The organism is Anaerosporobacter sp. (assembly GCF_031551385.1).
In the GTDB taxonomy this organism is placed as follows: Bacteria; Bacillota; Clostridia; order Lachnospirales; family Lachnospiraceae; genus Anaerosporobacter.
This window is the reverse complement of record NZ_JAVBNS010000107.1, coordinates 1-6000: the sequence shown is the minus strand read 5'-3', so window position 1 is coordinate 6000 and position 6000 is coordinate 1. Positions and strand designations below refer to the sequence as shown.

Genomic DNA, 6000 nt, shown 5'->3' with positions numbered 1-6000 from the left:
ATACTATTATGAAAAATTATAGCGACAATGTAAATAGGATTATTTTACTATCTTATTTTTTGTTTTTTTACTGGATATTACGTTTTTTGCACTTTACAACAAATAAAAATAGTATATTTAGTACAAAATGCATCTATTTTGGAATGATTTGTATTTGTTTTTTTATGTTCTTTTTTTAATAATCATAAATATTTTTTTTATTTTTATGCATTCACCAATAATTCTCTTCCTCTATTTCCATCTTTATCGCAAAAGAGATAATATTATGCATTTTTCTCACTTTATTGCAAAAAAAGAATCTGCATTATATGCAAATTCTTTTTATAGTAAATGAATTGCAAGAAACCATATAGCTTGTATCAAGATTTTTGCCTCCCCAACAATTTCATTCACTATTTATATTTTAATCTTTTTAATTCTTCAAACACAACATCATTAAGAACTTTAATATATGTTCCTTTCATGCCAGATGATCTTGACTCTATAACTCCTGCACTCTCAAATTTACGAAGCGCATTCACGATAACCGACCTTGTAATACCAACTCGATCTGCTATCTTACTTGCTACAAGAATACCCTCATTTCCATCTAGCTCTTCAAAAATATGTGTTATTGCTTCTAATTCAGAAAAAGACAATGTACTAATTGCAGATTTAACAATTTGTACCTTTCTATGTTCTTCTGCATTCTCTTCATTAACAGAACGCATCATCTCTAATCCAACTACCGTAGTTCCATATTCACTAAGAATAATATCATCAATAATGTATTGCGAATCATTCTTATATAAGAACAATGTTCCCAAACGTTCTCCTGCAATTTCAATTGGTGTAATCATCGCTTGGCAATCATTGATATTATCAAATTCAAAACCAAGTGTTAAAAGATTCACGTTTTCTTTTGTAGAAAGGACATTAAGCAGACGTTCATTCAAAAGACTGTCAATGTATCCACCAACACTATCCTTGATAAGTTCTTTTATTTCGCTAATATCACTGCGATTCTTAATTCCCAAAACTTTTCCTTTTTTACTAATAACTAATATGTTGGATTCTAGAATTTCACTAAGCACTTCACAAATATCATTAAACACAACTTTATGTGAATTATTATTGTGAAGTAGCTTATTAATTTTCCTTGTTTTATCTAATAATTGCACGCTCATATTGTCACCCCTTCTGTTTTTGTTTCATAATCATGATTTTACTTAATATCACGTACTTGCTTCTTAGAATATCTGCAAATTAAAGCTATTTTTCTTTTAAGCTACTTGTTACTTAAACAACAGCTCCCCCGTACCAAAAAATGTGCATTCTGAGACACATCATTTACAGAATATTTCTTGATGACTCAAGTTTATCATACATTATGAATAAAAACAATAGTTGTTTGACAATTACAGCAGAATAACCCATAAAAACTACTGATTTTCTTTATAAAACTGGTATTAATATATAATTTTACAGTTTTAATTGATTCTATTTATTTGTTTTTTGTTCTTTTTTATGCTTTAGATTCTTTAGATTCATTCTCTTCTTTTGATTCTTTTGGTTGCGTATACCCACAAGTCTCTTCACTGCAAACAAGCGTATTCCCTTTTTCCACCATTACAGCTCCACATTTTGAGCATTTTGTGTCTGTTGGTTTTTGCCATGTCATAAAATCACATTCCGGATTATCCTCACATCCAAAATACTTACGACCCTTCTTTGTTTTGCGGATAACAACTTCTTTACCACATTTAGGACAAGCAACTCCAATCTTTTCAAGATATGTTTTCGTGTTTCTACAATCCGGGAAACCTGGACACGCTAAGAATTTACCATGTGGTCCATATTTAATAACCATGTTTCTTCCACATTCTTCACATACTACATCTGTAACTTCATCTTCAATTTCAATCTTTTCTAACTCTTTCTCTGCATTCTGAACAGCTTCGTTCAAATCAGGATAAAAGTTTCTAACGATTGTTTTCCAATTAACACTTCCATCTTCTACTCTATCCAATAACATTTCAAGATTTGCAGTAAAATTAACATCTACAATACTTGGGAATGCTTGCAACATAATTTTATTAACAATTTCACCAAGTTCTGTTACATATAGATTCTTATTCTCTTTCGCAACATATCTTCTTGCAATAATTGTTGTAATTGTTGGAGCATACGTACTCGGACGACCAATCCCTAATTCCTCTAACGATTTAACTAAAGATGCTTCTGTAAAATGTGCTGGTGGCTGTGTAAAATGTTGCTTACTCTCTGCTTCATTCAATGTCAATTTCGAATTAACGTCAAGCGATTTAGATAGACTAGCACTTTCTTCCTTCTCATCTTCCGTGCTGTAAACAGATAGGTATCCATCGAATACTAACTTCGATGCACTCGTAGTAAATCTAAATTCATTTGCAGAAATTTTCACTGAAGTTGTTTCATATCTTGCCGGTTGCATACGTGATGCCACAAATCTCTTCCATATCAATTGATATAGACGGAATTGATCTCTACCTAACGATTCTTTAATCCTTGTTGGAGTCATATCTACGTATGTAGGACGAATCGCCTCATGCGCATCTTGAATCTTCTTCTTCGCATTCTTGTTTGCATCTTCGTCTGCTACATATTTCTCACTATAGTTTTCTTTGATGAATTCTTTTGCACTTGCGTCCGCTTCTTCTGATATACGCGTAGAATCTGTACGTAGGTAAGAAATCAAACCAATTGTTCCGCTACCTTTTATATCCACACCTTCATATAATTGTTGCGCAATACGCATCGTCTTTTGTGTCGAATAGTTCAACACCTTTGCTGCCTCTTGTTGCATTGTACTCGTTGTAAATGGCAATGGAGCTTTCTTGATACGTTCCCCTACTTTAATATCTGCAATTTTGTATTCTGCGCCTTCAAGCTTCTTTAAGATTTCATTCATCTGCTCTTCAGATTCAATCTCTATCTTACCATTTTCATCTCCATGGAATTTAGCAACTAATGGTTTCTTCTCGCCTTCCACTCGAATATTAGCCTCTAGCGTCCAATACTCTTTCGGTATAAATGCATTGATTTCATCTTCACGGTCACAAATAATTCGAAGTGCTACCGACTGTACTCTACCCGCACTCAGACCACGTTTTACTTTTGCCCAAAGTAACGGACTAATTTCGTAACCTACCATACGATCAAGCATTCTTCGTACTTGTTGCGAGTTAACTAAATTCATATCGATTGCTCTTGCTTGCTTTAACGAACCTTTAACCGCATTCTTTGTAATTTCATTAAATGTAATTCTGTTTGGCATGGTATCATCTAGCTTAAGTGCTGATAGTAAATGCCATGAAATTGCTTCCCCTTCGCGGTCGGGGTCAGTTGCGAGATAAACTTTATCTGCTTTCTTCACTTCTTTTCTTAACTTCGCAAGTAACTCTCCTTTACCACGAATCGTTATATATTTAGGTTCATAATCATTTTCATAGTCAATACCCATTCGACTCTTTGGTAAATCCCTTACATGACCACTCGAAGCTAACACTTCATAGTTAGAACCAAGAAATTTTTTTATTGTCTTTGCCTTTGCTGGTGATTCCACTATCACAAGATATTTTGGCATATAATCACTCCTTTAATTGTTAAGTGAATCTATATCCTATATTGTTTACTAATTCACTGTTCATCTATTTCGCGTTAATACGAAGTATCAACACTCCTATTACCACGGTCTAAACTTAAACTAGCATACACTATTTTTTTGTACGTTTCAAGCAGATTATTATTTTTTTTCGATTTCTAGGTTATATTTCCTATTTCTATTATCATTTCAAGACTTGTTACGAATGTAAAAACAATGTTTGTAATACATAGTACTGAGAAGACACTTCTTGAACCAGATTCTTCCGTTGTAAATGAAACATCACCTCCATCAACTTAGCAGTATCAAACCCCGTATCCATCAATAGTTTTTCAAAATGTATCGGTTCATATCCAAGCTTCATAAGCACCATCTTCTCTTCACTTGTTACTTGATTTTCAAAAAGTATGCTTATTTGATCACTACTTTTCTTCGCTCTAAGAAAAGGATATCGCTCTGTCAATTCCATTATAATATCGTCTGCTGATTGAATTAACTTTGCTCCATTTTGTATCAACTGGTTACACCCTCTTGATAACACATCTGTAATCTTTCCTGGCAATGCATAGATGTCTTTCCCTTGCTCCAAACCGCAATCTACCGTTATTAGTGTTCCACTCTTTTCCTTTGCCTCTACTACTAATATCCCATCGGACAAACCTGCAATAATGCGATTTCTAACCGGGAAATGAAATGCCAATGCAGGCGAACCCATTGGATATTCTGATAGGATTCCACCACACATTTCCACATCATGAAACAATTGATAATTTTCTCTTGGATAGCAAATATTCAATCCACTTCCAATCACTCCAAATGTTTTCCCTTCCCCTTCAAGCGCCCCTCTATGCGCATAACCATCAACACCTTTTGCCAGCCCACTTATTACTTGTACCTTATTCATTGCCAACTCTTTTGCTAGTTTACGCGCCGCTTCCATACCATATGCCGAGCACGCTCTAGCTCCAATGATTGCTATAGAAGGCAAATCCTCCTTTGGCAATTCTCCAGCATAGTACAAAAACCAAGGTGGATCATACATGTTCAGCAATCGTCTCGGATATTTTTCTTCCTCCTGTATAACAAAATGTATGTCTTTTGCAATCATTTTCTCATATAATCTATATTCTTCTTCTAAATCAGCACCTTTTAATATTGCCTCTTTCGCAGAATCCGATAGCCACTCAATTGCACTAATTTCATCTTTATCCACTGTAAATACCGCTTCAATTGTTCCATAATATGACAAAAGTTTCGCTGTTTCTTTGTATCCTATCCCCTCTTTCTTTGACCATGCATACCATAATAATTTTTGTTTTGAGCACTCCATCTATATTCCCTCCCAATATTTCTTATCCAAACTCCGATATCCAATTGCTTCATATAGATGTTCTTTCTGTATCGTTTCTTCTCCTGCTAAATCTGCGATTGTTCTACTCACTTTAAGAATTCTGTGATACGCACGTGCACTCAAATTAAGCGCATAAAACGCCTCTTCTATTATGCTTTCTTCCTCTACACCAAGTTTGCAATACTTCTTAACCTGTTTTGCATTCAACATAGAATTGAAGCGAATCCCTGTTCCTTGATATCGTTGGTTCTGTATCTTTCTTGCTTCTATAATTCTCTTTCGCATCTCGTCCGATGATTCTCCTTTATGTGAGCCAATTAATTCTTCATATTCTACAGGCGTCGTCTCGATACAGATATCAATGCGATCTAGCAATGGTCTTGATATTTTCCCAAGATACTTCTTTACTTGATGCAGAGAACAACTACATCTTTTCCTATCAGGATAATAACCACATTTACAAGGATTAAGCGCAGCAACTAGCATAAAATTCGCAGGATATCTGCACGTCGCTTGTAGCCTTGTAATTACAACCACCTTCTCCTCCAAGGGTTGTCGCAAAACCTCTAATGTCCTCGTTTGAAACTCCGGAAGCTCATCAAGAAACAATACTCCGCCAGAGGATAAGCTTATCTCTCCTGGTATCGGTATTCTACCACCTCCTACTAATGCTGTTGGCGAAATCGTATGGTGCGGTGCTCGAAATGGTCTATTATGTATCAGCACATTTTCTCCATCTAATAAACCTGCAATACTATACACTTTCGAGATTTCCATACTCTCCTCAAGACTCATCTGTGGCATTATACTTGGAATTCGTTTCGCCATCATCGTTTTCCCCGCACCTGGTGGACCTATAATTGCAATATTGTGCATCCCTGCAACAGCTACTTCAACTGCTCTCCTCATCAACTGCTGTCCAAGTAAATCAGCAAAATCATCATACTCTTGCTGCTTCTCATATTCAAACATCGCTTCAACGTCAACAAAACAAGGTTCTAGTATCCGAACCCCATGCCAGTACTCT

Annotated in this window: 4 protein-coding genes; all 4 read right to left on the bottom strand. The window is 35.2% G+C overall.

Features of this window, described 5'->3' with window-relative positions:
• Window positions 1-392 precede the first annotated feature (392 nt).
• Complete coding sequence (codY, locus tag RMR19_RS09725) at window positions 393-1166, bottom strand: GTP-sensing pleiotropic transcriptional regulator CodY (RefSeq protein WP_310603301.1); 774 nt, start codon at window positions 1164-1166, stop codon at window positions 393-395.
• Between the two features lie 338 nt (window positions 1167-1504).
• Window positions 1505-3604, bottom strand: coding sequence for a type I DNA topoisomerase (gene topA, locus RMR19_RS09720; protein ID WP_310603300.1), 2100 nt, complete (start codon window positions 3602-3604; stop codon window positions 1505-1507).
• Window positions 3605-3821: 217 nt separating this feature from the next.
• Entirely contained in the window at window positions 3822-4952 is a 1131-nt protein-coding gene (gene dprA / locus RMR19_RS09715) for a DNA-processing protein DprA (RefSeq protein WP_310603299.1), read from the bottom strand.
• The coding region (locus RMR19_RS09710) for a YifB family Mg chelatase-like AAA ATPase (protein WP_310603298.1) at window positions 4953-6000 on the bottom strand (1048 nt) is incomplete at its 5' end. It abuts the gene before it with no gap.

Excerpts from the sequence above, each read along its gene's own strand:
- codY (WP_310603301.1), bottom strand. The coding sequence starts at position 1,166 with ATGAGCGTGCAATTATTAGATAAAACAAGGAAAATTAATAAGCTACTT.
- topA (WP_310603300.1), bottom strand. The coding sequence starts at position 3,604 with ATGCCAAAATATCTTGTGATAGTGGAATCACCAGCAAAGGCAAAGACA.
- dprA (WP_310603299.1), bottom strand. The coding sequence starts at position 4,952 with ATGGAGTGCTCAAAACAAAAATTATTATGGTATGCATGGTCAAAGAAA.